The sequence below is a fragment of the Sulfitobacter dubius genome, from assembly GCF_027214245.1.
GTDB classification, from domain to species: Bacteria; Pseudomonadota; Alphaproteobacteria; order Rhodobacterales; family Rhodobacteraceae; genus Sulfitobacter; species Sulfitobacter dubius_A.
This window is the reverse complement of sequence record NZ_JAPWHM010000002.1, coordinates 203,937-230,258: the sequence shown is the minus strand read 5'-3', so window position 1 is coordinate 230,258 and position 26,322 is coordinate 203,937. Positions and strand designations below refer to the sequence as shown.

The window sequence follows — 26,322 nt, the reverse complement described above, 5'->3', positions numbered from 1 at the left end:
TAGGGCACTCTCAGCCAACCCGAACAAAATCGAGTCGCTCCCATGATCACCCAATCGCAATCCGACCTGAACTGGAACCTGCTGCGCATGTTCTACATGATTGCGAAAGAGCAGAGCATCACCAAGGCGGCCAGGCAGCTGGGCCTAAGCCAGCCTTCGGTCAGCAATGCGCTGCAAAAGCTCGAAGCGCAACTCGATTGCCAGTTGGTCTTCCGCGACAGCCGCCATTTCGAACTGACGACACGCGGCGACAAGATTTTTCAGGAATGCCGCGATATCTTTCACAGTGCCGAGCGGATCAACCTTCTGGTGCGCAATGCTGAAGAAGAGGAACGGGGGCAAGTCCGGTATCAGATCATCAGCAATCTGGTGTCACCGATGTTGGACGAGTTGCTGCGGCTTTATCATCAGCGTTATCCTTCCGTGGCCTTTCAAAGCGAGGTCCAGAACAGCCAATCCATCGTCCGCTCGATCCAACAGGGGCGCGGTACGATCGGATTTTGCCTCTTGGCCAAACCGTTGGTCAATCTGCCGTCGATCCGCCTCTTTCGAGAAGAGTTCCTCGTCTTCTGCGGTGCCGAGCATCCGCTCTTCGGGCAGGAGACCGTGGCACTGCGCGATCTCAGGCACGAGCCCTTCATCAGCTTCGCCTGCGCCACCGAAGGCATGGGGCTCGAGCCAATGTCGGTTCTGCGCGAAGGCACCCGGCTGGGCAGCCGCATCAACGGGCTGAGCACCAACATCGAAGAGGTTCGCAGGATGATCGTGGCCGGCCTTGGCGTTGGCATCCTGCCGTTGATGACCGCGCAGGACGACATCCGGCGCGGCGATCTCTGGCCGCTCAAGATCACCGATGAGGCCATCGGCGCCGATGTCTATCTCGTGCATGCCCCGAGAGAGAAGCTGTCGCCCTCGGAACAGAAATTCGTCGATATCGCGCAGGAACTACTGGCGCTTTACCCCGATATGGCGTGATCGCGCGCTAGATTGGCCGCAGCCAAGTCCTGAAGCGCCATGCCTGCGGATTTGAACACAGTGCGTGCTGTGTCATCCCTCCGGCCCGGATGCGCCCTTTGGCACAATTCGGTCAGATCGGCACGGATGTGGCCCGGCGTGATCTGCCCTGTGTCCAGCGGCTGAGCAAGGTCACCCGCCAGCGAAGCCCCGGCACGCAGATCAACGAACAGCTCCGCCTGCGTGATGGCCTGATCGTCGCTTTCGCGCATATCACTCTTAAAGGCACCAATCAGGTCAAGGTGACTGCCGGGTTTGAGCCAGTGGCCATGGATGATCGGCGCTGTCGAGGCGGTGACTGTGCTGATCACATCCGCGGCTCGGCACGCCACCTCGAGGTCACGCGCGGCTTGCGCAGGCAGACCCTGTTCGCAGAGCGCTTCGGCGACAGCCACCGCCTTTTCGCGGCTGCGCCCCCATATCGACACCGTTGTGTAAGACCGCACCGCACAATGCGCCGCCGCCACGGCGAGCGAAAGCTGCCCGGTGCCGACGATCAGCAGATGACGGGCGTCCTTACGTGCGAGGAAATCCGCCGCCAGTGCCGAGGCCGCCGCCGTGCGCCGCGCGGTCAATGCGTCGCCATCCAGCGCCGCCTGCATCTGTCCGGTTTCGCCATTAAACAACAGATAGCCTGCATTGATCGTCGGGCACCCCTTGGTGGCGTTGTCGGGAAAAAAGGTCACCACCTTGACGCCGATGCTTTCACCCGGAACCCATGCGGGCATGATCAGAAGCGAGGCTTCGCTGCCATCGGGCTGAGCGATGCTCAGCACCTGCCGGTCCGGGGCCTGCACCGCGTTGCCGCAGTACCAGTCGCGCAATTGCCCGATCAGATCGGGCCAGCCCAGCGCGGCTTCAAGCGCCTCATGCCCGATCAATGCGCTCATCTGTCGGCCCGATTGACGACGGCATGCAGCAAGATATTCAGCCCGGCGACGAAATTCTCGGGGGTGCAATTTTCTTCGTTATTGTGGGTGATGCCGTTTTTGCAGGGCGTGAAGATCATCGCGGTCGGGCAATGGGTGGCAAGGAAATAGGCGTCATGGCCTGCTTGGCTCTGGATATCCCGCCAGTTGAAACCCATTCGGATCGCCTCATCGCGGATGCCGTCGATCATCTCGTGATCGAAAATGTCGCCACCCCATTCCCATTCATCTTCGATCTGCGCCTCGCACCCACAGCGCGCAGCGGATTCATAAAGCGCACGGCGCATCTTTTCCGCCATCGCACGGGTCGTGATCGGATCGGGATGCCGGACATCGCAAACCGCCTCGGCCTCGTCCGACAGGATGCCCGGTTTATTGGGCCAGGCGGTCAACCGTGCAGCGGTGGCCTTGCCGTCATGAACCGCGAAATCCCAGCCAATGTCATCTACTGCCGTCAGCCAGCGCGCCCCTGCCGCCAGTGCGTTCTTGCGCAGATCCATCGGCGTCGGCCCGGTGTGCGAGGTCTGGCCCTTGAACGACGCCCGCATACCGCGCACCGGATAGCCACCTGTGACGATGCCGACCTGCCTATTCTCTGCGTCAAGGATCGGCCCCTGCTCGATATGCAGCTCGAAATAGGCGTCGATCTCACCCGCTTTACAGGCGCGGTCGCCCTTGTAGCCGATCCGCTCCAGCTCATCCCCAAAGCGCGCGCCATCGTCGCCGATCAAATCATGCACCCAGTCGATGTCATATTTTCCGATGAAACAGCCCGACGCGACCATCGGTGGCGAGAACCGCGCGCCTTCCTCATTGGTCCAGTCGACAACAATGATGGGGCGTTTGGTGACATGGCCAGCATCGTTGAGGCTGCGGATCACTTCCAGCCCGGCCAGCACGCCTGCGATCCCATCGAACCGTCCGCCGTTGATCTGGGTGTCCAGATGGCTACCAATTAGAATTGGCGGCAAGTCATTGTCGGTACCTTCGCGGCGGCCAAAGATGTTGCCCGCGGCGTCCACCTCGACCGAAAGCCCCGCATCTGCGCACCACTTTCGGAATAGGTTGCGCATGGCTTGGTCGTCATCGCTCAGCGTCAGGCGCGACAACCCGCCTGGGCGGCCCTTACCGATCTCTGCCGAGGCTTCAATGGTCGACCAGAACCGGTCGAGGTCAACGCGGGTATCGGGAGTTATTGACATGAGAAACTTTCTTTCTTGACAGCCGGGATCAGAACAGGAGGCCCGGAAGATCGGTAATTAATGCAGGAAACAGGACAAGCAGCAGCAACACGCCGACCATCACGCCAAGCAGCGGCACGAGGTATTTAAACGAGTCGCTAAGCGGAATTTGCCCCACACGGCAGGCGGCCATCAGGTCGATGCCAAGCGGTGGGGTGTTCGCGCCGATGGCAAGGTTGATGGTCAGCAAAATGCCAAAGTAGACGGGGTCGATACCGTAGTGGCCAAGGATCGGCAGGAAGACCGGCGCGAGGATCAGGATGATCGCAATGCTTTCCATGAACGTGCCGAGGATCAACAAGACCGCCATCATCATCAACAGGGCAACAGTGCCGCTTTCGGTCGCCTGCGTGATCCCTGCAACGGCCATCTGCGGCACCTGTTCGGCAGCGAGGATCCAGCCAAAGACCGAGGCCGCGGCAATCACCAGCAAGATCACACCGGTCATTTCCGTAGTCTCACGCAAGAGTTGGGCCAGCATCTTGAGGCGCAGCGCGCGATAGACAAAAATGCCGATAAAAAGTGCATAGGCGACGCCGATGCCCGCAGCTTCGGTCGGGGTAAATATCCCCAGTCGGATCCCGCCGACAATGATGATCGGTGCCAGCATCGCGAGGATCGAGCCCTTGGCAGCACGGCCAAGTTCACCCCAAGAAAACGTCTCTCCGCCCTGCCATCCATTGCGGCACGAAATCCACCACGCTACCAACATCAGCCCGAGGCCCAGAAGGATGCCGGGTATGATCGCGGCCACGAAAAGTTGGCCGATTGAGCTGTTGGTGGCGGTGCCATAGACGATCAGCACGATTGAGGGCGGTATCACGGTGCCGAGCGACCCTGCGCAGCCCAGAGTCGCCGCGCTGAACCCCGGCGCATAGCCTTGGTTGCGCATTGCAGGCAGCATCATCGTCCCGATCGCCACTACATCGGCCACGCCAGACCCGGAAAGCGAGCCGAACATCATGCAGGCAATGATCATGACCATCGCCAGCCCGCCAGTGCGCCGCCCGATGAGCGCCGAACACAGTGCGATGATCCGGGGTGCGAGCCCGCCATGGACCATTAACAGCCCGGCAAGGAGGAACAGTGGGATCGCCAGCAGCGTAAAGCTGTTGATCCCTGCCACGGCCCGCTGGGCCACAACGATCATCGGCGCAGCATCGGCAATCAACAGGTAGAACATCGACGACAGGCCCAACGCGACGGCGATCGGCGCGTCCAGCAGCACTAATACAACGAAGGCCACAAGAAGAAGAGCAAGCGCAAGGCTCATGTCCGGCCCCCTTTCAGGATGAGGCCCAGAAGGGCAAGGCCACAGCAGACCGGCAGGGAGAGGTAGAACAGACCTACAGGTAGCGAGAGCGCGGTCGTCTGGTGTGACCAAGTGATCCCGGTCAGCTTCCAGCCCGTCCAGATAAACACCGTCAGAAACACAAAGCTCGCCAGCCAGGCAAGAACGGCCAGCCCACAGCGCAGCATCGGCGGCATGGCGATCAGGTCGAGCAGCCCGGCGCGAAAATGCGAGCCGCGCACAAAGCCCGAGATCGCCCCCACGAAGGTGAGCCAGACCAGCGCCAACCGGGGCAGTTCCTCGGCCCAACGCGGCGTGGAGGAAAACAGGTAGCGCGAGATGACGACGTAGACGACCATCGCGGCAAACCCCGCCACTAGTGCGGCGCCAAACCAGCGCGCGGCACGGTCGATCAAAGTGGCCGCGCGCAGCGACCCGGTCCCGAGTGTCATGGTTTCAGAAATCCTTCCGGTCCGCGACAAAGCATGCATTCGTCGCAATAGGCCGCGACAACGACCCATTCGTCTGAGATCACCTCGACCGTGTGATCAAGTCCCGGCGGCAAGCGCACGGCGGTGCCTTCGGTCATGTGGTATTCCTCGCCCCCTGCCCGTAGGATCGCTTCTCCTTTAAGCGTGAGCGTAACCTCGTCACGGGGATGGCTGTGCGCGGTGGACTTCGCCCCCTTTCGGCCGGTGGTCACGGAAAGCTTGATAAAGCCCTCGCCGCGTGCCGCAGGTGAAAACAGCACTTTCTGTGTAAAGTCGAAAAGTTGCACCGGCTCCACCGATGCAACTTCTGTGATCTCAGGCCGCAGGGTCATTTGCGGTACTGGTCAAGGATGGTCAGAAGGTCTTCGCCATAGACGTCCTTCTGGCTTTCCCAGATCGGCGCGACCGCTTCGATAAAGGCGGCCTTGTCGACCTCGTTGAACGCCATGCCCTTTGCTTCAAGCTGCGCAATCAACTCGTCATTCGCGGCGGCAACCATATCACGCTGTTTCAAACCCCAAGTAGTGGCGGCCTCCATCACGATGGTCTGGTCCTCGGGCGAGATTTTGTCCCACGTCGCGCTCGACATGGTCAGCGTCGCCGCACCCCAGATGTGCTCAGACAGCGAGACATATTTCTGCACCTCAAAGAAAGAGGCCGAGTAGATGATCGCCAGCGGGTTTTCCTGCGCGTCGAACAGGCCTTGTTGCAGCGCTGAATATAGCTCACCGAAGGACAGCGGTGCGGGCTCAGCGCCCAGTCCTTCGAACGTAGCAAGCCGCACCTTGTCCGGTGTGACGCGGATTTTCAAACCAGCAAGGTCTTCGGGCTTTTTAATTGGGCGGACATTGTTGGTAATGTTGCGGAAGCCGTTTTCCCACCACCCCAGAACCTTGATGCCTTTGGCGTCCATCATCTCGGCCAGCGCGGCACCCAGATCGCCGTCAAGCGCGGCAAACGCCTGCTCGCGGGCGCCCCATGCGTAGGGCATCTCGATGATGCCCATGCGTGGCTCGATCCCTTGAAACGAGCCTGAGCCGATCAGTCCGGCCTGAACCGAGCCGAATTGTAGGCCCTCGATAACTTCTTTTTCGCTGCCAAGTTGGCCCGACGGGAAGACCTCAATCGCGACGCGGCCCTCGGTGCGGCTGTTCACTTCGTCCGCGAACCCGCTTGCAGCGGTGTGCCAACTGTGGCTTTCCGGCAGAACGTGACCAAGTCGGATGGACACATCAGCGGCCAAGGCGGCAACCGGCGCAAAGGCCGCAAGGCTAACCGCCAGCAGGCCGCCTTTGATTAGGGTGGTGGGGGCTTTCATTTGGGTCTCTCCTGTTGAGCATTGATTGCCGCAGAAGAAATACCGATCACGGATTCCAAGCAAATAGGCCCAGCCTATGGTTGGGAGAGCTTTTGCCAATACTCCTCAACGCTTGGGGCCGCGCCGGTTAGTCGGAATATTGGCCCACCACCCATCGTCGCAAACATTTCCCTCAGGGCCGGTTTGCCATGCACGCCGCCGATGCCAGCCCCTTGCGGGGTATTCGACTGCCGAGTGTCACGTTGGCAAGCCACTTTCTACTTGCTTTGATAGGGAATACCGGCCCTTACCGGCCGTTCGCTTCACGGCCGAGCGTTGCAGTGTAGCTTCACCAAACCGGCCATGCATGGCGCAACATTTCCGAAGAGTGTAGGTCGCGAAACGTCAATTCGCGGTGCCCACCCAAATGGCCGCAATTGACGTTTGTGCCGGGAACTCTCGTGATATCGGCCAATACGCCATCATAAAACGCAACGAAATTCGTAACGGCGTTGAGATACCTGCGCCTATGACGGTGCTGCCAATCCCGATAAAGAGCAGCGATTGCAACCGCGCGCATTTCGTCACTGCGAATGTCTAAAGGCGGCACCAATTAACCTCTTTAATCACCCTCTATCGATCAAAAGGCAGGCGGATAGGCCGACGGGCGTGTCCTTGAACGACAGCGATCCACCGTGCAATTTCGCAATCGCTGCGACGATTGTAAGGCCAAGGCCATAACCGTCGATCGTTGCTGTGTTGGTACCGCGCTGGAATGGCGCCATCAGAGCTTCCATATCCGCAGCGGAGCTTTCCGAGCCTTCGTCTTCGATAACGATTGTTGCCGTCTGGGCATTGGCTTCCAACGCGACGGTCGCGCGTCGGCCGTATTTGAGGGCATTTTCGATCAGGTTCGTTACCGCGCGTTCAAGCGAGACTGGCCGCCCCATTACGGTGACATCCCGGTCTGGTGCGAATACGCTTTGGCCCTGCCGCGACGTGAAGACCGAGCGCGCGCCCTGCACGATAATGTCAGAGCCTTCGCGGAAGGTCACGTCCCTGCCCATATCCTGATAGTCCGCGACGATTGAATCGATCAGCGAGCCGAGCGAGAGTTTACGGGGCGCTTCGACGTTCATCTCGGCCCGCGTATAGGTCAGCACGCTTTCAATAATGCCTGTCATGCTGTCGATATCGGCCTCAAGCTTCTGACGCAATTCGGATTCCGGGATCAGCGCAGTCCGCAGCCGAAGCCGCGTGGCGGGTGTTCCGAGGTCGTGACTGACGCCTGAAAGGACGGCAGCGCGGCTCGACAGTTGCTGGCGCTCATCCTCGAGGAAACTGTTCACGGCGGCGACGATTTCCTGCAATTCTTGTGGTCCGGGCAACTCATAGCTCGCCGGGCCACCGATGCGGCGGCGGCTGCGCAATTGTTCGGCGAATTGAGAAAACTCGGCCGAGAGGTTCAGGATCACCGTGAGGATCGCCCCCATGGAAAGTGCGGCAAGCAGAACTGCCCAGATGCGATGGTCGGCGGGCGCTGCGTCGCAGTTGAGCACCGAAGCGCCGTCAATCTCGAACCACTGGGCGCTGCCCATCTGTGCAAGCACGACCGGATCGGTGCAATAGGAGGCTACCAGTCGAAACACCTCGCCAGCCTTTTCCGCTGCCGTTTGATTGGCCCGGTTAGGAATCTCGGCCAATTTGTAGGTAAGATCGGGCGACAAGATCGCCATGGTGAGGGGCGCACCGGTCTGACTGTTGGCGCTGTCGGCAGAGATCAAGACGATGGTCACCCGCGCGGCGTGCGGGGCATGCGAAATCTGGCGAAAGGTCCCGTTAGCGGCGTGGACCTGATCTTCCGGTGACAGGGCGCGAATTTGCACCTCTTCGGCCGGGACGGTGCCGTTTTGCACGGCGTAGTAAAGGTTGATGCCCGCGACATAGGCCCGCTCCTGATGCGCTCGCCAGCTTGCATTTGAATTGCTCCAAAGCCAGACGGCAAGCCCGCCCGCTATGAAGGCCGCAATAACGAGGAGGCTGCCGATCGTCCGAAGGCTGCGGCGCTTGATCACGTGTCCTGTTCCATCACGTCGACCGCAAAAACGTAGCCGACCCCGCGTTCGGTTTTGAGGAATTTGGGGTGCTTGGGGTCTGCCTCAATCTTTGAGCGCAGCCGCCCGACCAGCACGTCGATGGCGCGACCAAGTCCTTCGCCCTGCGGTTCTGCCTCGCCTGTGACGTCAAGCGCGACGGCGATCTCCTCGCGGGTCAGGGGTATGTGGGGATTTGCAAGAAGCACCCGCAGCAGGGCAGTCTCGCGCCGGGAGAGGGAAACCTGCACCCCGGTAGGAGAGCGCGCCTCGTTGTGCTTTGCGTCATAGGTCCAGCCGGAAAAGGTGAACGTCTTGGTGTTGCGGCGATGCACCAGCGAAGACGACCGCCGCGTTCGGTGCAGCACGGCCTTTACGCGAGCGAGCAGGAGTTCGGGGTTAAAAGGCTTGGCGATGTAATCATCGGCCCCCACCGCGTAGCCCTCCATGCGCTGGTGGTCTGCCGAAAGGGCCGACACCATGATGATCGGCACATCCTGCTCCTGTCGCAGCCGCCCACAGATATCGAGCCCGTTTTCGTCCCCCAGCATGACGTCTAACAAAATCAGATCGACCCGCCCGCCCTCGAGATGAGCGGCAACCTCGGCTTCCGTGGCAGCGGGCAGCGCAATTGTCCCGTGTTTACGGAGGAATTGCGTCATCATCTGACACATTTCGGGGTCGTCATCGACCACCAGAATTCGGGGAATCGTCAACCGCTCTCCTCCTTAGGCTGGCGCGGGATACCGCTGCCTCGCCCCTCGTTTATGTAATATGATGCAACAAAATCCACGGCTAAGTAACAAGCTGTAACGGGCGGCGGGAATAAATGCATGTCGGGCGCAGATACCCGCTATGTCTGCATTGCATGCTTTGCCCTTCAGGCTCAGTCTCCCGTTATCCGGTCTGGGAGGGCCGTAATTTCCACGGGAGGACATCTAATGAAAGCCTATGTAACTGGGGCAGTCTCTGCTCTGTCGATGATTGTAGCAACTTCGGCTGTTGCCGAACCGACCGCCGAAGTGCTGCACTATTGGACATCTGGCGGCGAAGCCAAATCCGTTGCCGTTCTGCAGAAAGAGTTCGCTGATAAGGGCGGCAGTTGGACCGATATGCCAGTGGCCGGTGGCGGTGGTGACGCGGCGATGACCGCACTGCGCGCCCGCGTGCTGTCGGGCAATGCGCCGACGGCGGTGCAGCTCAAAGGCCCCGCAATTCAGGAATGGTACGAAGAAGGCGTCCTGGCCGATATCTCTGATGTTGCCGAAACCAACGACTGGGACGCGGTGCTGCCCGCCTCCATCGCCGGCCATATGAAGTGTGAGGGCACATGGTGTGCCGCCCCCGTTAACGTGCACCGGGTCGACTGGATCTGGGCCAATGCGGAAGTACTGAGCGCCAATGGCATTGAGATGCCGACGACTTGGGAAGAGTTCAACGCCGCCGCCGAGAAACTGCAAGAGGCCGGGATCATCCCGCTGGCGCATGGTGGACAGGCTTGGCAAGACGCCACGGTTTTTGAGGCTGTGGCTCTGGGCATCCTCGGGCCAGAAGGCTATCGCAAGGCCTTTGTAGAGCTCGACAAAGAGACACTCACTTCCGATGCTATGATTGCGGTGTTCGACCAGATGCGCATCATGCGTGGCTTTGTCGACAGCAACTTCTCGGGCCGTGACTGGAACCTCGCTACCTCGATGGTGATGAACGGCGAAGCCGCCTTCCAGATCATGGGCGACTGGGCCAAGGGTGAGTTTATGGCCGCAGGCAAAGTGCCGGGCGAAGACTTCCTCTGTGCCTCTGCGCCGGGCGAAGGCTTCCTCTACAACGTAGACAGCTTCGCGATGTTCGACGTGGATGGCGAAGACAAGAAAGCCGGGCAGCAACTGCTTGCTGAACTGGTCGTCGGTCAGAACTTCCAAAAGGTGTTCAACCTCAACAAAGGGTCGATCCCCGCCCGCACCGATGTAGCGCTGGATGAATTCGACGACTGCGCCCGTCTTTCCGCCGATGACATGCAAGCCAGTTCCGACGGTGATGCGCTGCTGCCAAGCTATGCACATGGCATGGCCATGCGCGGCGCGCAGGCCGGTGCGATCACCGATGTGGTGACGGCGCATTTCAACTCGGACATGTCCTCTGCCGATGCGGTCCAGATGCTCGCAGACGGTATCGCGAACAGCATGTAACGCCTGCTCCTGCCCCCGCGTTTTCGTGGGGGCAGGCCAAATCCAGGACAATCAAATGATCAAGTGGCTTGAAGAAAACACGCCCAAATTGGTTCTGGCGCCCTCTTTCATCGCAGTTCTGATCTTTGTCTACGGCTTCATCGCCTGGACCGCATGGGTCTCGCTGACACGCTCGCGCCTGCTGCCAAAATATGAAATCGAAGGCTTCATTCAATACGAGCGGCTGTTTGCGTCGCCCCGCTGGGAGACCGCCTTTAGCAACCTCTTCGTCTTCGGTATTCTGTTTATCGTAATCGCTATGGTGCTGGGCCTCGCGCTGGCCATCTTACTCGACCAGAACATCCGCACCGAAGGCGCGATCCGCACGATTTACCTCTACCCGATGGCGCTGTCGATGATCGTCACCGGCACGGCGTGGAAATGGATCCTTAATCCGGGGCTTGGTCTTGAGGCCATGGTGCGCGGCTGGGGGTTTGAAGATTTCACCTTCGACTGGCTTGTTGACCCCGACATGGCGATTTACACGATCGTCCTCGCGGCAATCTGGCAAAGCTCCGGTTTCGTGATGGCGCTGTTTCTCGCCGGTCTGCGCTCCGTCGATGGCGAGATCATCAAGGCCGCTCAGGTCGACGGTATCCCGACATGGCGGGTCTATACCGCGATCATCATTCCGGCGATGGCGCCGATCTTCTTGTCGGCCTTCATCGTGCTGTCACACCTTGCCGTCAAAAGCTTTGATCTGGTCATCGCGCTTACCGGCGGCGGCCCGGGTTATGCGACCGATCTGCCTGCCACCTACATGTATGCCATGGCGTTTTCGCGCGGCGATATCGGTCAGGCGGCGAGTTCCGCAATGATTATGATGCTCGTCGTCTTCTCGATCGTGGTCCCTTATCTTTATTCGGAATTGAGGTCCAAAGATGGTTGAACTCTCAATGTCTCAGGCGCAGGCCCCGGCGGATCGCCAGACAGGCAAGATCGTCCTACGGTGGGTGCTCTACATCGTACTGGTGCTCTTTGCACTGTTCTACCTGCTGCCGCTTTTCGTGATGCTGACGACCTCGCTGAAAAGCCTTGAGGAGATCCGCACCGGTGATCTGATCGCCCTGCCCCGCGAGGTGACTTTCGCCGCATGGCGCACGGCATGGTCAGAAGCCTGCACCGGCATCCAATGCGAAGGGGTGCGGCCATTCTTCTGGAACTCTGTGTTAATCGCCCTTCCGGCAGTGGCAATCTCGACGCTGCTTGGTGCGATGAACGGCTATGTCGTGGCACAATGGAGCTTCCGCGGCGCGAACCTGTTCTTTTCGCTGATGTTGTTCGGCTGCTTCATCCCCTTCCAGGTGGTGCTTTTGCCGATGGCTCGGGTGCTGGGGCTGATGGGCATGGCGGGCACCATTCCGGGGCTGATCTTCGTTCATGTGATCTATGGGCTCGGCTTCACCACGCTGTTCTTCCGCAATTACTATGTCTCGATCCCGTCCGAACTGACCAAGGCGGCCAAAGTGGATGGCGCGGGGTTCTTTCGCATCTTCTGGTCGATCTTCCTGCCGCTGTCGCTGCCGATCATCGTGGTGACTGTGATCTGGCAGTTCACCCAAATCTGGAATGACTTCCTCTTCGGCGTTTCGTTCAGTCAGGCAGGCACCCAGCCTGTCACCGTGGCGCTCAACAATATCGTCAATTCGACCACTGGCATCAAGGCATACAACGTGGACATGGCTGCCGCGATCATCGCAGGTCTGCCGACCCTCTTGGTCTATGTGATTGCCGGGAAATACTTCGTCCGCGGTCTGACCGCCGGCTCCGTGAAAGGATAAACCAATGGCTCCGATCCTCGAAATCAACAACCTCTACAAGAGCTACGGCTCGATTGAGATCCTCAAAGACATTAACGTGTCGATAGAACAGGGTGACTTCCTCGTGCTGGTCGGCCCATCCGGCTGCGGCAAATCGACTTTGCTCAACTGTATCGCTGGGCTTGAGCCGATCAGCGGCGGCGAAGTCCATATCGGGGGGCGCGACATGACCAATGTTAGCCCCAAGGACCGGGACATCGCCATGGTGTTCCAATCTTACGCCCTCTATCCGACGATGACCGTGGCCAAGAACATCACATTCGGCATGAAGGTCCGCGGTGTGGATCAGGCGACGCAGGACAAGAAGCTCGCCTATGTAGCGCAACAATTGCAGATCGAGCAATTGCTCAACCGCAAACCCGGCCATCTGTCTGGTGGCCAGCGCCAGCGGGTGGCCATGGGCCGCGCCTTGGTGCGCGATCCGAAGCTGTTTCTTTTTGACGAGCCGCTGTCCAACCTTGATGCAAAGCTGCGCGTCGAAATGCGAACCGAGATCAAGTCCCTGCACCAGCGTTTGGGCGCCTCTATGGTCTATGTGACGCACGACCAGATCGAAGCGATGACGCTGGCCACCAAAATCGTCGTCATGAAGGGCGGTGTCATTCAGCAGATTGGCACGCCGGCAGAGATCTATAACCACCCGGCGAACCTCTTTGTGGCAGACTTCATGGGCAGCCCTGCGATGAACCTGATCCCGGCAAAGGCCAGACCAGACAGTACCGGAACCCGGATCGAAATTGCCCGCAAGTCGGGCGATCCGATGGTGCTGACGGACCGCAAAAACCTCAGCCTGCCGGAGGATGTGATCATCGGCGTGCGCCCAGAGAACATTGCGGATGCAAAGGCGCAATCCGGGTCGGACTCGCAGGAAGCCGACTGCGTGATCGACATTGTGGAACCTGCTGGTGCTGATACCTATGCCGTCATGGAGTTGGGCGGAAAACATGTCACCGCGCGGTTGCACGCCGAAACCACCGCTTCACCCGGCGTGACACAGCGGTTGGCATTCGATCTGGGCAAAGTCTCCTATTTTGCGCCTGACACTGGCCTGCGTCTGAACTGATGTCCCTGCGTCTTGTTGCGGATATCGGCGGCACCAAAGCCCGTCTGGCGCTCTGCCAGACGGGCTTTGAAAGCTAGCTCAGTCAAAAGATAGGCAAATACGGACTGGGCAAGCATCGCTGCGGTGATTGAGGACTATCTGCAAACACAGGTCACCGCCTTCCCTTCCAACATGGTCATCGCGGTTGCGGGGCCGGTGCATAAGGGCAGCACCAGATTGAGCAACCGCGGCTGGTCGATCCTAGCCGAGAGCTTGGCCCGACACTTCGCTTGCCCTCATGTCCGCTTGTTGAACGACCTGACCGCGGTTGGCTATGCGATGCCACACTTGCGAGCTGATCAGTTTGGCGAAATCAACGCCAAAGCCGCCAGACGTTCAGACCAGAGACAATCACTGGAGGTAGGCATCGGGACTGGCTTTAACGTCGCTAACGCCTCACCCGAAGCGGCGGAGGGCGGCGGCTTGGCTCTTTTGAAAACCGGCGACCGGGTGCGATTTGATCTGGGAAAAGGTACTGCAGACATGCTGGTGCCGCTGAATGAGCTGGCCGAGCGGGCGCGTCAACTTGTCAGTGAGGGGGGATACCAAATGCTCGCCAGCCAGACACCGTGGCAGCAGTACTTCCGCGAACTGACCACTGGATTGGACAAAGGGATGACATTGCGCGATGCGCCCACCTATCGCGATGTCGCCCGTAAGAACAGGCCGAGGGACAGTCACTGATGACCGGTTTGTTCATCCTATAAAGAGGGCGGACACCATTCGAGCGTGAGTTGGCGCCCCCTCTCTACCGCCCCAACCAGCCGCCATCGACAGGCAGCGTAATCCCGGCAACATAACGCGCCGCGGGGGAGGCGAGGAACGTGACCGCGCCCGCGATATCTTCAGGCTCCGCCCAACGACCGAGCGGGATACGGTCAAGGATCGCTTTGTTCCGCTCGGGGTCTGCGCGCAGGTCTGCGGTGTTGTTGCTGACGACATACCCCGGCGCGACAGCATTTACCGTGATCCCCTGTGCCGACCACTCGTTAGACAGGGTTTTCGTAAGCCCCGCCAAGGCGCTTTTCGATGCTGTGTAGGATGGCACGCGAATGCCGCCCTGAAACGAGAGCAGCGATGCAACGTTGATCACACTGCCGCCTTGCTGTGCCGTCACGCGCGCCTTGGCAAAGGCTTGGCTGAGGAAGAAGACGACCTTGAGGTTGATGTCCATCACGGCGTCCCAATCGGCCTCCGTGAACTCCAGACTATCCGCGCGGCGTATGATGCCTGCGTTGTTGACCAGTGTATCAATCGGCCCGAACTCGGCCACAGCCTGTTCGAACGCGGCGACCGCCCCTGCGACCGTTCCCAGATCGGCTTGCACCGCATCAGCCTTGCCACCTGCTTCGGTTATCGCCTTTAGCGTATCCGCCATGCTGGACCGACCCACCGCGATGACGTGGCAGCCTTGGGCTGCCATATCAATCGCGATTGCCTGACCGATGCCTGTGTTCGCGCCGGTCACAAATGCACGGCTTCCTTGTAGTGAAAAGCGGCTCATCTGAGGTCTTCCATCGCGACCATGTCCATATCGGTGAAGGCCATATTGTCGCCCGCCATCGCCCAGATAAAGGAATAGGCAGCCGTGCCAGCGCCGCTGTGTATCGACCACGGGGGGGACAGAACCGCCTGTTCGTTGCGCACGATCATGTGGCGGGTCTCGTCAGGTTCACCCATCAAATGCACAACGTTCTGATCTTCGGGCAAATCGATGTAGATATAGGCTTCGGAGCGGCGTTCATGTACATGCGCAGGCATCGTGTTCCAGATCGAACCGGGGGCGAGTTTCGTCATCCCCATGACGATCTGGCAGCTCTCGATCCCTTCAGGATGGACGAACTGGTAGATGACCCGCTCGTTGCAGGTATCGCGCGACCCGAGAGGAACTTGCCGTGCATCATCGATTGTTACCAGTTGCGCAGGAATGGCGCGGTGGGCGGGGGCGGAGATGATGTAGAAATATGCGTCCTCCCCACTGAGCGTTACGGCGCCCGTTCCCATACCAAGGTACAGCATGTCGCAGCGGCCTAAAGAATATGTCTCTCCGCCCGCCTCGACAGTGCCTCCGGTGCCGAGATTGACCAACACAGCCTCGCGGCGATCCAGCCAAGACGGCGTGCCCGTCTGGTCGACCGCATCAATCGCGAGCGGCCCGCTTTTCGGCTTGGCGCCCCCCACAATCATGCGGTCATATTGGGTGTACGTCAGATTGACCTCGTCGTCCTTGAACAGGTCTTCGATCATGAACTCCGCACGCAGCTCCGCGCTGCTCATCGTCTTGGCGTGGCGCGGATCAATTGCGCGGCGTAGGTTGGTCTTATGCATCGTTTCCTCCCGTGATGCCTTAATGATCGAAGGCTTTAATGGGCCTTGCTTTGTAGGATTACTCCCGTGCCCCTACTGGTCCTCAAATGTCTCAAAATAGCTGGCGTTGGTGTCGGTAATGCGCTGGATTGTCTCATCAAGACGTGACAAATGCAGCGCCCCTGCGGCGACAGCTTGGTCTGCATCATGCGCCTTGACCGCCTCTGCAATCGCTTTGTGATCTGCCAAGAGCTCAGGCATGCGCTGTTCCTTCGACAATCCAAGCCGACACAGGCGGTCTACTTTCGCCTTCTCCCGCATGATCACGTCAAAGGCGAATTCTGCATCTGCGATGCCGCAAAGGGTTTCATGGAACTCGTAGTCCAGCTTGCCGAAGCCATCGACATCATTGGCCAGTATCGCCTGCTCTTGCAGCTTGAGGGCCGCGTCGATCTTTGCCGCACCATCGGCATCGCATATTGCAGCCGCGCGGCGCAGCACTTCGTATTCCACAGAAGCGCGCACAAAGCGGGATTTCTCAATCTCCCGCATGGAGAACCGCTTTACCTCTGTCGCGCGTTGCGGGCGGATCAACAGCAGGTCCAAATTCGCCAACCGGCTAAAGGCATCGCGCACGGGTTGGCGCGAAATACCAAATTTCGTTGCGATCTCCGCCTCGGAAATCTTGTCGCCGGGAAGCAATGCCAATGTCGAAATTTCGCTATGCAGGTAATCGAACACCTCATCGACGCTGGTGCGCCGCTCGCTCAATTTGGTTACCTTCGCCATGTCGCTACCTTCTCTTAAAGGGGCCGTGAATTTCGCCGTCTCGTGGCATTGGGCATACTGGCCCCTCAGAAGCGGCTCACTAACTTTTGCTTCTTTGAAGCCGCCAAATCCAGAAGTCTAGGGTTACCCTACCCAATAAGTAACTAGTATGCTAGTACTCAGTTAAAGTTGATTCGACCAAGGCTGGCGGTAAGACGTGTTGAAAATTGCTGAGCAGAAGGCCTTTTCCCGCGCCGACCTGCATATGCCGATACGATAAATCGCATTGCTTTGGGTGTTTCGCAGAAACCGGTCAACATATTGTTGTGCCACGCCAGTCAGAAGAAAGTAGATTTATGAAACTCGCAGGAAAAACAGCCATCATCACTGGCGGTGGTCGGGATATCGGGGCGGCGGTCGCGCTGAAGTTTGCGGAAGAAGGTGCGAATGTTGCGATCAACTATTTCGCCAGCTCCAAAGGCGCCGACGATGTGGTTGCCAAGATCGAAGCCGCTGGCGGTAAGGCGATTGCGGTTCAGGGTGATCTGAACAAGCAGGCAGACGTCGATGATCTGGTGGCAAAAACGCTCGAAGCCTTCGGCGGCATTGATATTCTGGTGAACAACGCAGGCGGGCTGATTGCACGCAAGACACTGGCAGAGATGGATCTGGATCACTGGAATGCGGTCATGTCGCTTAACCTGACCAGCACATTCATGATGACCAAAGCCTGCTTGGAGCATATCAAAACCGGTACGATCGTGAACCTCGCCAGTCAGGCCGCGCGTGATGGCGGCGGCCCCGGTTCCGTCGCCTATGCATCTTCCAAAGGTGCCATTGTGACCATGACCCGCGGCTTGGCCAAAGAGCTTGGGCCCAATGTACGCGTAAACGCGCTCTGTCCCGGCATGATCGACACGGATTTCCACAACATCCACACGCCCGATGCGGGCCGTCGCGGGTACGAGGCGAACGCCCCGCTGAAGCGCCAAGGCACCGTGGATGATGTGGCCAGTGCTGCGCTCTTCCTAGCTTGCGATGACAGTGCCTTCCTCACGGGGACAAACATCGACATCAATGGCGGTATGCTGTTCAGCTAAGGATAGAAGATGGCCGATTTTCCTGTTGTGCCCACCGGCGAAAACGTCACCCGGCAAGTGCTCTCGGACCATCCTGAGATGATGGTCGTGGCGTTCCGCTTTGCGAAAACCGGTGCAGTTGGCGCGCTGCACAATCACCCGCATGTACAGTCGACATATGTTGAGACGGGGCGTTTCCGCTTTACTCTCGGCGATGTCGAAAAAGAGGTGGGACCCGGGGATAGCTTTGTCATTCCGACCCAACTGACCCATGGATGCGTCTGCCTTGAGCCGGGCACGTTGATCGACTGCTTCACGCCCCGGCGTGACGATTTCCTGTAGCCTTCGGCATGCGGATTTTGTCCATAGGGGAATGTATGGCAGAGCTTTCCCCGCAGGAGGGTGCGGGGGCGTTCAAGCTTGGGTTTGCGGGGGATACGTTCAACACCGCATGGTATCTGGCGCGCATCGCCCCAGACAGCCAAGTGTCCTATTTCACGGGGCTGGGGGACGACACGATATCGGGCCAGTTGCGTGACACGATCACGGCTGCTGGCGTCGATGACAGCTATTGTGTCGAGGTACCGAACCGGACCGTGGGCCTCTACCTGATCTCTTTGGAGAATGGCGAACGGAGCTTCTCCTATTGGCGTGGTCAATCGGCGGCCCGCAAACTGGCCGCTGACCTCCCCGCATTGGAACGTGCGATTGACGCGCATGATCTGATCTATTTTTCAGGGATCACTTTGGCGATCCTTGAGGCTGGCGACCGCGACGCGTTCATTTCGGCTTTGAAAGCGGCTCGTGCTAGCGGCAAAACGATCGCATTCGACCCCAATCTTCGCCCCCGGCTTTGGGACGATAGCGAAACGATGCTCTCGGTCATCATGGCGGGTGCTGCGGTATCCGACATTGTTCTACCCTCGTTCGAGGATGAGGCGGATTGGTTCAAGGATGCGTCCCCACAAGCCACCGCAGATCGCTACGGCGCGGCAGGGGCGAGCACCGTAATCGTGAAGAATGGCGCCGGTGACGTTTACTATGTCAGCCCGGAGGATCGCGGAACGGTTGCCGTCGCGCCGGTTACGAATGTGGTGGATTCCACGGCTGCCGGTGACAGTTTCAACGCGGCAATCCTTGCAGGTCATGTCGGGGGGCAGCCATTGTCAGACAGTATCGCGATGGCCTGTCGCCTGTCCGGCGCGGTCGTTCAGGGCCGTGGTGCTTTGGTCGACGTTAATCTGGTCCCATCCAAAAATTGAAGAGGCGGAAAGATGCGGGAGACTTGGCGCTGGTTCGGTGAGTTCGACCCTATTCCGCTGGATCAGGTCGCACAGACAGGGGCGGAAGGCATCGTGAGCGCGCTGCATGCGATCCCCTACGGCGAAGTCTGGACCCGTGACGCCATATCCAAACGCCGCGACGAGATTTTGGCGGCGGGGTTCACATGGGATGTCGTCGAAAGCCTGCCCGTTCACGAAGACATAAAGCGCGGGACCGGAGATCTGTCGGGCCTGTTCGAAATTTACCGCCAATCCCTCGCGAACCTTGCCGCTGAAGGTATCACCACCGTCTGCTACAACTTCATGCCGATCCTTGATTGGACCCGCACCGACCTGATGGCGCCTGTCGCGCGCGGTGGCACTTGCCTGCATTTTTCAGCAGCCAAGATGGCCGCGTTCGAAATTCATATGCTGGGGCGTGAGGCCGCAGAGGAAACCTATCACCCCGATGCCGTTCGACAAGGACGTGCGTGGCATGATGCCGCCTCGCAAGAGGACAAGGCGGCGCTCTTGCACGCGATCATGTCCGGCCTTCCGGGGGCCTATGACAGGTACGATATCAGCGGCTTGCGCGACGTTCTGACAACATACGACGGGCTAACCCATGATGATCTGCGCGCAAATCTCGGGCGGTTTCTGGCGGAAGTCATTCCGGCAGCTTCCAAACTTGGCATTCGCATGTGCATCCACCCCGATGATCCCCCGCGCGATATTCTGGGCCTGCCCCGCATCGTATCGACGCAAAGTGATATCGACTGGATCATGAACGCCCACCCAGATCCTGCGAATGGCCTGACCCTCTGCAGCGGATCGCTAGGGTCTCATGCGGATAACGACGTGCCCCGCATCGCGCGCGCCTTTGCGGATCGCATCCACTTTGTCCATCTGCGCAATGTGGCCAAATCGCATGACGGGTCGTTTAGCGAGGCGGCCCATTTGACGGGTGATGTCGACATGGTCGCGGTCGTGGATGAAATCCTGAAGGCCGAAAGGCTACGCAATGCCGAGATCCCCTTCCGCGCGGATCATGGCCATGCTCTTTTGTCGGATGCCGAGACGGAAACCCAACCCGGCTATACCCTTATCGGGCGGATGCGCGGCTTAGCCGAACTGCGCGGGATCATCACTGCCCTCAAAAGATGACTTTCTTCTAGTATACTAGTCTGTATGAACGTAAGGTAAGGAGGGAGATTACTTGTTCGTCTAGGAGTAGAAAATGGAAAACCCTGTCATCGGCTTTATCGGGCTCGGCCTCATGGGCGGCAATATGGTCGAATGCCTTCAGAAGAACGGCATCGAACCCGTTATAATGGGCCGAAACCGAAAAGCGGTCGATGCGGCCGTCGCCCGCGGAGCCCGCGAGGTGGCTACCCCTCGGGAGATGGCGGAGGCCTGCGACATTATCATGCTCTGCGTCACCACCTCTGAAGTTGTGGAAAGCTTGGTCTACGGCGACGATGGCATCTTGGCGGGTATCAAAAAGGGCGCCGTTCTGATTGATTTCGGTACATCCATTCCCGCATCCACGCGCAAGATCGGTGCCGACCTCGCCGCCAAAGGCGCGGGCATGATCGATGCGCCACTGGGCCGCACACCTGCCCACGCCAAGGACGGGTTGCTGAACATCATGGCCGCAGGGGATGAAAACACATTCGCCTCTGTCAAACCCACGCTGGATATCTTAGGAGAAAACGTATTCTACGTTGGCGCGCTCGGTGCGGGGCATACGACGAAATTGATCAACAACTTTATGGGCATGACGACCGTCAGCGCCATGAGCCAAGCCTTCGCCGTTGCCGACCGTGCGGGCCTCAACCCGGCGCAGTTGTATGAGATCATGTCGGCAGGTCCGTCCAATTCACCCTTCATGCAGTTCTGTAAAAAATACGCGGTCGATGGTGTAAGCGACCTTGGGTTCTCATTGGCGAATGCCAACAAAGACATCGCCTATTTCCTCGAAATGGTCAGCGATCTTGGCACGCGGTCCGAGATTGCCGAAGGCACGTCGCACAACCTTCAGGCGGCTATCGATGCAGGCATGAGCGATGGCAACGTACCCGAAATTTTCGACTACTTCCTGAAGCTTAAAGGCTAGGTGCTCTCAGCGTCAAACGCGTCAACACCGGCCTGCGCGACCTCAAGGTCTTGGGCCGGTGTTCCCGAACTTACGCCAATACCACCGATCACTTCGCCATCCTTGAGTATTGGCAACCCACCTGCGATCACGACAAAACGTCCGCCATGTGCGGAGGTGAGCCCATAGACAGGGCCGCCCGGCATGCTGGGTTCGGCCAAGGCCTGCGTCGGCTTCTGGGTTCCCGTCGCCGTAAAGCATTTGTCGATGGCCATTGTGATGCTGGGGATTTTCCCGCCATCCATGCGCAGAAACCCGATCAAGTGACAGCTTTCATCCATGACCGCGATGCACATTGGCACGCCGATTGCCTCGGCGTGTTTCTTTGCGGCCTCAATGATGCGTTGTGCATCGTCGCAATCAAGACGGTGAATAGTTTGCATTCTAAGTTCTTTCTTCTGTTTCTTGTGGGCCATTAACGGCCCGCTCAATCGCTGCTCGCACGCCAAAGGCCCAAACCTCTTTCGCGGCGGCGGTCAAAGGTGCTTTCAGTTGACGCGCCAAGCCTTCGGGGAACACCGCGCTCATTCCCAGCAGCGCGGTTACGGTTGCTTCGGGCCCGTCTGCAGCGGCGGTCAGTGCATCGAGTTCGCCTGCCAAAGGGTCACGGACATCAATTGCACTGCCTGCTTCATCGACGCCGCGCACATAGAACATCCATGCCGCAACCGCCAAACACATGAGCGGAGTATCGCGGCTGGATTTATGCGCGTCGCCCATGGTTCCCAGCAACCGTTGTGGCAGTTTCTGGCTGCCATCCATCGCGATTTGCCATGTGCGGTGCCGGATATTGGGGTTTGCGAAACGCGCGAACAATGACGTGGCATAATCGCTCGAATCAACGCCTGCCGGTGCTTTGACCGTCGGCATAATCTCATCCCAAAGACCGTGCGCAAACCGCTTGAACACGGGATCGGCCACGGTTTCGGAAATGGTTTCATATCCTGCCAGATAGCCTGTGTAGGCCAAAGCCGAGTGCGCGCCGTTCAGCATTCGCAGCTTCCTCTCTTCGTGGAATGCGACATCAGGGACCAGCTCGGCACCCGCGGCGGTCCAATCGGGCCGTGCATCCGCGACAAAGCTATCTTCGATCACCCATTGCGCAAAGGGTTCATGCACAACCGGCGCAGCATCATAGCGCCCCGTCAGCGCGGCGATCCGTGCGATGTCATCTTGAGTTGTCGCAGGCGTGATACGGTCCACCATCGTGCAGGGAAACCGGGCGTTCTCAGCGATCCAACGCTGCAACTCGGGATCGACGAGGGCCGCAAACTCAAGGACCAGCCCGCGCAAAAGCCGACCGTTCTGGGGAAGGTTGTCGCAGCTCATCACCGTGAAAGCCGGTGCGCCCGCGCGCATTCGTTCCGCCAAAGCGCGCAGGATGAATCCGATCGCGGATTTGGGAAGCTGGCTTGCTAAGTCATGTGCGATATCGGGGTGACCACGGTCCAGTTTTCCCGTCGCCGGGATGTGGCAATAGCCCTTTTCAGTCACCGTTAGGGTCACGATGCGCACATCCGCATCGGCCATCGCTTTCAACACTGCAGCAGGATTCTGCGGTGCGACGAGCACGTCATTCAAGATCTCGATCACACGCGGGGTTTCCGCTTTCGATCCTACGGAAATGGCGGTGTAGGCCCAGCCCTGATCCCGCAAGGCGTCACGCAGATCCGAACTGCGAAGAGAGACCCCGACGATCCCCCAATCGCCGCCACTTGCCGCCATGGCATCGCTGGTTATCGGTGCGCCAAAAGCCCGAAAGAATGCACCAAGGCCGAGGTGGACGATACCGGTTTGGGGGCGCGGATCGGTCGAGCGTTGCAGACGGGGTCGGGTCATAGCTTATAGGCCGTCTTGGCCAACCCATAGGACAGGTCATGGGCTACTTCGTCGGCTTCATCACGGTCAAGTCGCCCTGTCTCCACCAGCGTCGCGAGAAAACTGCAATCGACGCGCCGCGCAACATCGTGCCGCGCGGGGATCGAGCAGAAGGCCCGCGTGTCATCGTTGAAGCCAACGGTATTGTAAAACCCCGCCGTTTCCGTGACCGTTTCGCGAAACCGCCGCATGCCTTCGGCGCTGTCGTGAAACCACCACGGCGGCCCCAGTTTCAGTGCGGGATAGACCCCAGCCAAGGGTGCAAGCTCCCGCGCGAACGCCGTCTCATCCAGAGTGAAAACGATGATGGTCATTTTCGGGTCTTGCCCCACGGCGTTCAGCAAAGGGCGCAGCGCGTGGACATAATCGGTGCGCGTTGGGATGTCATAGCCTTTGTCGCGGCCAAAGCGTTCCATGATCGGACCACTGTGATTACGATAGGACCCGGGGTGAATTTGCAGGACCAATCCATCATCCAGCGACATCCGCGCCATTTCAGTCAGCATGTGACCGCGAAACGCATCCGCCTCTTCCTGCGTGCATGCCCCACGCAGGGCTTTGTCGAAGAGTGCGGCGGCGGCCTCCTGCAAGAGGTCTTCGGTTCGGGCGGTAGGATGACCATGATCTGTCGAAGTGGCGCCGAATTCCTTGAAAAAGGCACGCCTGTTCCGATGGGCAGCAAGGTATCCGGCCCAAGTGGTCGTATCCTCCCCGGCGAGTTCGCCCAAGGTAGCGACATTGTCGGCGAATCCTTCGAACTCGGGGTCGATGACGGCATCTGGCCGGTAGGCCGTGACCACCCTTCCCGACCAGCCGCTTTCCCGTATCATGCGGTGCCAGCGCAGGTCATCGATCGCGCTGTCGGTGGTGGAGAGTGCTTCGATGTTGAAGCGTTCGAACAGCGCACGGGGGCGGTAGGTCTCTTGCGCGAGGCAATCGTCGATCTGGTCGTAAATCTCGTCAGCGGTGGTCGCAGACAAACGCTGGGTAACGCCAAAGACCTCTTGCAGCGCATGATCGATCCAAATGCGCGAAGGTGTGGCGCGGAATAGGTGATAGTTGCCTGCAAACAAACGCCAAATCTTGCGCGGGTCTTGTTCGACGGCGCCGCCATCGATGCGAGGCACACCCAAATCCTCCAACGCGATCCCCTGAGAATGGAGCATCCGGAACACATAATGATCGGGGGTGACGAACAGCTCGGAGGGGTTGGCGAAGGCTTTGTTTTCGGCAAACCAGCGCGGGTCGGTGTGGCCGTGGGGGCTGATGATGGGTAGATCGCGCACCTCATCATATAGCGTGCGCGCCAGTTTTCGTAACTTGGGTTCAACCGGAAACAAGCGGTTGGGGTGAAGCTGGGTCATCACTAGGCCTTCACTAATGAATTATCTGGTATTCTAGTCATCATCAACTGGTCTGTCACGTGATATAAGGAACTAATGACCTCCCTCTGTTTGATGTCTTCCCCACAGCTGGTTGACGAAAATACGAGGTTAAGCGTGCCCCCTGGCACCCGCGAAGTCGAATGATGATGGGGTGCCCAATTAATGATCGCCCCCACTGACAAGAGGCGCAGATGGATCACTCCACCACGTAAAAACCTTAGTAAAAACCGCGACCTCATGCAAAAAACACCACTTTCGCAGATGGATAATTGACTCAAACAGAGACAGGCCATACTAGTATACCTGTTACGATGAGCGGGTGATGCGAGAGGGCACATCAACGTTCCAAATAGTCAAACGTATCTGGGAGGATCACATGACAGTAGGTTTTACACTTCGCAGCGCACTGCTCGGCAGCTGTATCGCACTCGCGGCGACATCCGTTTCCGCGAAAGAGCTTAGAGGCTGGAACATTCACGTTGAGGACTATCCAGTGTCTATCGCCATGGACTTTTTCGCAGAGTCCATCTCTGAAGCCACGGACGGCGAATTGACGGCAAAGACTTTCCACAATGGTGTTCTGGGCAGCCAGCCTGACGCGATCGAACAGCTTCGCCTTGGCGTATTGGATTTCGGTGAATTCAGCCTTGGCCCGTTCGGGACTTCCGTGCCGGAAGCCAACGTTGTTTCGCTCCCATTCATCTTTTCTTCGATCCCACAGATGTACAAACTCATGGATGGCGAAGTCGGTGAGGCGATTTCCGAAGGCATGCGCGCCCGCGGTGTTGAGCCGCTTGGCTGGTATGACGCTGGCGCCCGGTCCTTCTACAACTCCGCCCGCCCGATCAACACGCCGGCTGACGTCGAAGGTCTGAAAATCCGGGTGATGAGCAACGACCTCTTCGTGCAGATGGTCGAATCCATGGACGGCAACGCGACACCGATGGCATTCTCCGAAGTGTACCAGTCCATCCAGACAGGCGTCGTCGACGGCGCGGAGAACAATCCGCCCTCTTACGAATCGACAAGCCACTATGAGGTCGCAAAATACTACTCGCTGACCGAGCACCTGATCATTCCCGAGTGCCTTTGCATGTCGAAAAAGACTTTCGACTCTTTGACACCAGAGCAGCAAACGATCGTGAAAGAGGCGGGGCAAGCCTCTACCGAGTTGCAGCGTGAACTGTGGCAGGCCCGTGAAGCGGCTTCCATGGAGACAGTCGAGGCTGGCGGTACGATCGTGAACACCGTGGCGGACAAAGCGCCTTTCCAAGCCGCGATGACACCGGTTTACGAAAGCTTCCTTGAAGCGAACCCTGATCTTGCGCCTTTGGTGGACATGATCCGGAACGCTGAGTGAACCTGAATTGAGTGAATGAATGAAACGGCCCGTGTCCTCTGCGGCGCGGGCTGTTTTGCATTCGGACAAAAACATTAACACGGCGAGACTGTTATGAGTGGCAAGAAGACCGTTCTGGAAAGATGTGAAACCGTACTGGCGGCCGTTCAATGGGCCAGCATTCTGACGGCGTGTATCGCTCTTGTCGTACTAATCGTTACATTCGGTTGGCTGGTCTTTGGCCGCTATGTCTTGAACGCCACGCCAACTTGGGTCGAGCAGCTTGCGTTGCTCCTGATCTGCTACATTGCATTTTTGGGCGCTGCCGCGGGGGTTCGGGACAACACCCATCTGGGCGTCACATTGTTTCGCGACGTCATGCCCATTCCGGTCCAAAAAGTCATCATGATGGCAATCGACTTTATCCTCGCCGCGTTCGGCGGTGTCATGTTTTACGCAGGCACGCAATTGATGATATTTGGCTGGGATTCCAACCTGCCCATGCTGGAAATCCCCGAAAGCTTTCGCACCCTCGCCATCACCCTGTGCGGCGGCTTGATCGTGCTGCATGCGGGCTCGCGCGGCATCATTCGCATTCTTACCTATTCCGATTGGCATCCCCAATTCGAAACGCAGGAGTCCTGAT

Annotated in this window: 26 protein-coding genes and 1 pseudogene; 13 read left to right on the top strand and 14 right to left on the bottom strand. The window is 58.8% G+C overall.

What is annotated here, in order from left to right:
- The first annotated feature begins 42 nt into the window (after nt 1–42).
- On the top strand, nt 43–975 hold the full coding sequence (locus O4H31_RS04975; RefSeq protein WP_260011557.1) for a LysR family transcriptional regulator: 933 nt from the start codon (nt 43–45) through the stop codon (nt 973–975).
- On the opposite strand, the gene O4H31_RS04970 is transcribed toward O4H31_RS04975, so the two are convergent.
- The 8 genes from O4H31_RS04970 to O4H31_RS04935 form a co-directional block, all read right to left on the bottom strand.
- Nucleotides 957–1,904 carry an ornithine cyclodeaminase family protein gene (locus tag O4H31_RS04970; protein ID WP_269343411.1) on the bottom strand — a complete coding sequence of 316 codons (948 nt, stop codon included), beginning with the start codon at nt 1,902–1,904 and terminating at the stop codon, nt 957–959. The genes O4H31_RS04975 and O4H31_RS04970 overlap by 19 nt on opposite strands.
- Nucleotides 1,901–3,145: a Zn-dependent hydrolase gene (locus O4H31_RS04965; protein WP_269343410.1), complete on the bottom strand. Its 1,245-nt coding sequence runs from the start codon at nt 3,143–3,145 to the stop codon at nt 1,901–1,903. Before O4H31_RS04965 ends, O4H31_RS04970 begins: the two co-directional genes overlap by 4 nt.
- Before the next feature lie 28 nt (nt 3,146–3,173).
- On the bottom strand, nt 3,174–4,457 hold the full coding sequence (locus tag O4H31_RS04960) for a TRAP transporter large permease (RefSeq protein WP_269343409.1): 1,284 nt from the start codon (nt 4,455–4,457) through the stop codon (nt 3,174–3,176).
- Nucleotides 4,454–4,927: a TRAP transporter small permease gene (locus O4H31_RS04955; protein ID WP_269343408.1), complete on the bottom strand. Its 474-nt coding sequence runs from the start codon at nt 4,925–4,927 to the stop codon at nt 4,454–4,456. The genes O4H31_RS04960 and O4H31_RS04955 overlap by 4 nt, the downstream gene beginning before the upstream one ends.
- Nucleotides 4,924–5,298, bottom strand: coding sequence for a cupin domain-containing protein (locus tag O4H31_RS04950; protein ID WP_240791598.1), 375 nt, complete (start codon nt 5,296–5,298; stop codon nt 4,924–4,926). The genes O4H31_RS04955 and O4H31_RS04950 overlap by 4 nt, the downstream gene beginning before the upstream one ends.
- Nucleotides 5,295–6,284: a DctP family TRAP transporter solute-binding subunit gene (locus tag O4H31_RS04945; protein WP_269343403.1), complete on the bottom strand. Its 990-nt coding sequence runs from the start codon at nt 6,282–6,284 to the stop codon at nt 5,295–5,297. Before O4H31_RS04945 ends, O4H31_RS04950 begins: the two co-directional genes overlap by 4 nt.
- Before the next feature lie 605 nt (nt 6,285–6,889).
- Complete coding sequence (locus O4H31_RS04940) at nt 6,890–8,338, bottom strand: sensor histidine kinase (RefSeq protein ID WP_269343401.1); 1,449 nt, start codon at nt 8,336–8,338, stop codon at nt 6,890–6,892.
- Nucleotides 8,335–9,072, bottom strand: coding sequence for a response regulator transcription factor (locus tag O4H31_RS04935; RefSeq protein WP_269343399.1), 738 nt, complete (start codon nt 9,070–9,072; stop codon nt 8,335–8,337). The genes O4H31_RS04940 and O4H31_RS04935 overlap by 4 nt, the downstream gene beginning before the upstream one ends.
- A gap of 225 nt (nt 9,073–9,297) precedes the next feature.
- Between O4H31_RS04935 and O4H31_RS04930 the strand changes: the two genes are divergently transcribed.
- The 5 genes and pseudogenes from O4H31_RS04930 to O4H31_RS04910 form a co-directional block, all read left to right on the top strand.
- Nucleotides 9,298–10,542: an ABC transporter substrate-binding protein gene (locus tag O4H31_RS04930; RefSeq protein WP_269343398.1), complete on the top strand. Its 1,245-nt coding sequence runs from the start codon at nt 9,298–9,300 to the stop codon at nt 10,540–10,542.
- A 55-nt stretch (nt 10,543–10,597) separates the two neighbouring features.
- Nucleotides 10,598–11,470, top strand: coding sequence for a carbohydrate ABC transporter permease (locus tag O4H31_RS04925; protein WP_269343397.1), 873 nt, complete (start codon nt 10,598–10,600; stop codon nt 11,468–11,470).
- The gene (locus tag O4H31_RS04920; protein ID WP_120350314.1) at nt 11,463–12,362 is read left to right on the top strand and encodes a carbohydrate ABC transporter permease; all 900 of its coding nucleotides are present in this window, start codon (nt 11,463–11,465) and stop codon (nt 12,360–12,362) included. The genes O4H31_RS04925 and O4H31_RS04920 overlap by 8 nt, the downstream gene beginning before the upstream one ends.
- Before the next feature lie 4 nt (nt 12,363–12,366).
- Entirely contained in the window at nt 12,367–13,464 is a 1,098-nt protein-coding gene (locus O4H31_RS04915) for an ABC transporter ATP-binding protein (protein ID WP_269343393.1), read from the top strand.
- Nucleotides 13,465–13,572: 108 nt separating this feature from the next.
- A pseudogene (locus tag O4H31_RS04910) lies at nt 13,573–14,187 on the top strand (glucokinase); the annotation flags it as partial.
- Nucleotides 14,188–14,251: 64 nt separating this feature from the next.
- Here the strand turns inward: O4H31_RS04910 and kduD are convergent.
- From kduD to O4H31_RS04895, 3 genes are all read right to left on the bottom strand, one after another.
- Nucleotides 14,252–15,007: a 2-dehydro-3-deoxy-D-gluconate 5-dehydrogenase KduD gene (gene kduD, locus O4H31_RS04905; RefSeq protein ID WP_269343391.1), complete on the bottom strand. Its 756-nt coding sequence runs from the start codon at nt 15,005–15,007 to the stop codon at nt 14,252–14,254.
- A complete protein-coding gene (kduI, locus tag O4H31_RS04900; RefSeq protein WP_259947764.1) occupies nt 15,004–15,831 on the bottom strand; it encodes a 5-dehydro-4-deoxy-D-glucuronate isomerase in 828 nt (275 codons plus the stop codon). Before kduI ends, kduD begins: the two co-directional genes overlap by 4 nt.
- Nucleotides 15,832–15,903: 72 nt before the next feature.
- Nucleotides 15,904–16,599, bottom strand: a complete 696-nt coding sequence (locus O4H31_RS04895; protein WP_269343388.1) for a GntR family transcriptional regulator — start codon at nt 16,597–16,599, stop codon at nt 15,904–15,906.
- Nucleotides 16,600–16,934: 335 nt separating this feature from the next.
- Between O4H31_RS04895 and O4H31_RS04890 the strand changes: the two genes are divergently transcribed.
- The 5 genes from O4H31_RS04890 (at nt 16,935) to O4H31_RS04870 (ending at nt 21,035) form a co-directional block, all read left to right on the top strand.
- Nucleotides 16,935–17,678, top strand: a complete 744-nt coding sequence (locus O4H31_RS04890; protein WP_269343386.1) for an SDR family NAD(P)-dependent oxidoreductase — start codon at nt 16,935–16,937, stop codon at nt 17,676–17,678.
- Between the two features lie 9 nt (nt 17,679–17,687).
- Nucleotides 17,688–17,999: a cupin domain-containing protein gene (locus O4H31_RS04885; protein WP_269343384.1), complete on the top strand. Its 312-nt coding sequence runs from the start codon at nt 17,688–17,690 to the stop codon at nt 17,997–17,999.
- Between the two features lie 8 nt (nt 18,000–18,007).
- On the top strand, nt 18,008–18,919 hold the full coding sequence (locus O4H31_RS04880) for a sugar kinase (protein WP_269343382.1): 912 nt from the start codon (nt 18,008–18,010) through the stop codon (nt 18,917–18,919).
- Between the two features lie 12 nt (nt 18,920–18,931).
- Complete coding sequence (uxuA, locus tag O4H31_RS04875; protein WP_269343380.1) at nt 18,932–20,083, top strand: mannonate dehydratase; 1,152 nt, start codon at nt 18,932–18,934, stop codon at nt 20,081–20,083.
- Nucleotides 20,084–20,156: 73 nt separating this feature from the next.
- Entirely contained in the window at nt 20,157–21,035 is an 879-nt protein-coding gene (locus O4H31_RS04870) for an NAD(P)-dependent oxidoreductase (RefSeq protein ID WP_269343378.1), read from the top strand.
- On the opposite strand, the gene O4H31_RS04865 is transcribed toward O4H31_RS04870, so the two are convergent.
- Genes O4H31_RS04865 through uxaC form a run of 3 tightly spaced genes read right to left on the bottom strand, consistent with a single transcriptional unit; the run spans nt 21,032 to nt 24,316 of the window.
- Nucleotides 21,032–21,457: a GlcG/HbpS family heme-binding protein gene (locus O4H31_RS04865; RefSeq protein ID WP_269343376.1), complete on the bottom strand. Its 426-nt coding sequence runs from the start codon at nt 21,455–21,457 to the stop codon at nt 21,032–21,034. The genes O4H31_RS04870 and O4H31_RS04865 overlap by 4 nt on opposite strands.
- 1 nt (nt 21,458) lies before the next feature.
- Nucleotides 21,459–22,913 (bottom strand): mannitol dehydrogenase family protein, encoded by a 1,455-nt coding sequence (locus O4H31_RS04860; RefSeq protein ID WP_269343375.1) that lies wholly within the window; start codon nt 22,911–22,913, stop codon nt 21,459–21,461.
- Nucleotides 22,910–24,316, bottom strand: coding sequence for a glucuronate isomerase (gene uxaC / locus O4H31_RS04855; protein WP_269343374.1), 1,407 nt, complete (start codon nt 24,314–24,316; stop codon nt 22,910–22,912). The genes O4H31_RS04860 and uxaC overlap by 4 nt, the downstream gene beginning before the upstream one ends.
- Nucleotides 24,317–24,713: 397 nt before the next feature.
- Here uxaC and O4H31_RS04850 point away from each other — a divergent pair, with 397 nt between their 5' ends.
- Both O4H31_RS04850 and O4H31_RS04845 read left to right on the top strand, forming a co-directional pair.
- Nucleotides 24,714–25,697, top strand: coding sequence for a TRAP transporter substrate-binding protein (locus tag O4H31_RS04850; protein ID WP_269343373.1), 984 nt, complete (start codon nt 24,714–24,716; stop codon nt 25,695–25,697).
- Nucleotides 25,698–25,790: 93 nt separating this feature from the next.
- Nucleotides 25,791–26,321, top strand: a complete 531-nt coding sequence (locus tag O4H31_RS04845; protein ID WP_269343372.1) for a TRAP transporter small permease — start codon at nt 25,791–25,793, stop codon at nt 26,319–26,321.
- Nucleotide 26,322: the final 1 nt, after the last annotated feature.